The sequence below is a fragment of the Vibrio genomosp. F10 str. 9ZD137 genome (assembly GCF_049974785.1).
In the GTDB taxonomy this organism is placed as follows: domain Bacteria; phylum Pseudomonadota; class Gammaproteobacteria; order Enterobacterales; family Vibrionaceae; genus Vibrio.
The window spans coordinates 1-1,332 of the sequence record NZ_JBNGCJ010000957.1 but is presented as its reverse complement, the minus strand read 5'-3'; the positions used below and the strand labels follow the sequence as shown (position 1 = coordinate 1,332).

Genomic DNA, 1,332 nt, shown 5'->3' with positions numbered 1-1,332 from the left:
CTCACGGCGGCTTTCAATTAAAGCTGGATGTCAAAGGTGACCTTCACATTGACGATCACCACACTATCGAAGATACCGCTCTTGCCCTCGGTGAAGCGCTTAGAGAAGCCTTAGGTGACAAACGAGGCATTGGGCGTTTTGGCTTTAGTTTGCCTATGGATGAGTGTCTAGCGCAATGTGCCCTGGATCTGTCTGGGCGTCCTTACCTTAAATTTGATGCCAAGTTCTCAAGAGAGCAAGTTGGTGATTTGTCGACAGAAATGGTGGTTCATTTCTTCCGCTCACTCACTGATACATTAGCGTGTACGTTGCACTTATCCTCGGCTGGTGACAACGATCACCACATTATTGAGAGCCTGTTTAAAGCGTTTGGTCGCACGGTTCGCCAAGCGATTAAAGTGGAAGGAACGGAACTACCGAGCAGTAAAGGCGTACTTTAATAAGGAAGTATTATGAGCGATCAGAAAGTCGTCATTATTGATACAGGATGTGCGAACGTCTCTTCAGTGAAATTTGCCATCGAGCGGTTGGGCTACAAGGTTACGATTTCAAAGCAACCAGAAGTGGTGTTGGCCGCTGATAAGCTGTTTCTACCGGGGGTGGGAACCGCAAGCGAAGCAATGAAAAACTTGCAAGAACGCGATCTCATTGAACTGGTTAAAAAAGTGGATAAACCACTGCTAGGTATATGCCTAGGCATGCAGCTTTTGGGCCGTGCTTCCCAGGAGAAAGGTCAAAAAGCGGATCAAATTGTCGAGTGTTTAGGTCTGTGTGAAGGCGAAGTTAAACGCTTACAAACCGGCGATTTACCGCTGCCTCATATGGGGTGGAATACCGTTCAAGCGACACCCGATCACCCGCTGTTTAAAGGTATAGAAACGAACGAGTATTTTTACTTTGTCCATAGTTTTGCGATGCCAGTAGGTGAATACACGATTGGGCAATGTGACTACGGAACTCCATTTACGGCGGCACTTCAAAGTGGCAATTATTATGGCGTTCAATTTCACCCAGAACGTTCAAGCAAAGCCGGTTCGAAACTCATTCAAAATTTCTTAGAACTGTAGTGACCGTTCTGAGCGTAGGAAAAGGAATTTATCGTGATTATTCCAGCATTAGATTTAATAGAAGGCCAGGTTGTTCGCCTATTTCAAGGTGACTATGGTCAAGTGACAGAATACAAAGTCGATCCTGCTGAGCAGTTCAATCTCTACCACCAAGCCGGTGGTAATTGGTTGCATTTAGTGGATTTAACGGGCGCCAAAGATACCTCAGCACGACAACTAGATTTGATTGCTAAGTTATTGGCGAGCACACCAGCCAATATTCAAA

The 1,332-nt window shown here is 45.7% G+C and carries 2 protein-coding genes and 1 pseudogene; all 3 read left to right on the top strand.

Going from position 1 to position 1,332, the window contains the following annotated elements; all coding sequences use genetic code 11:
• Positions 1-440, top strand: a pseudogene (locus ACP45E_RS20880) (bifunctional histidinol-phosphatase/imidazoleglycerol-phosphate dehydratase); the annotation flags it as partial.
• 12 nt (positions 441-452) lie between these two features.
• Positions 453-1,067, top strand: coding sequence for an imidazole glycerol phosphate synthase subunit HisH (gene hisH, locus ACP45E_RS20875; RefSeq protein WP_017034909.1), 615 nt, complete (start codon positions 453-455; stop codon positions 1,065-1,067).
• Between the two features lie 33 nt (positions 1,068-1,100).
• Positions 1,101-1,332 (top strand): HisA/HisF-related TIM barrel protein (locus ACP45E_RS20870; protein WP_241824361.1); only part of this gene is annotated, 232 nt, incomplete at its 3' end.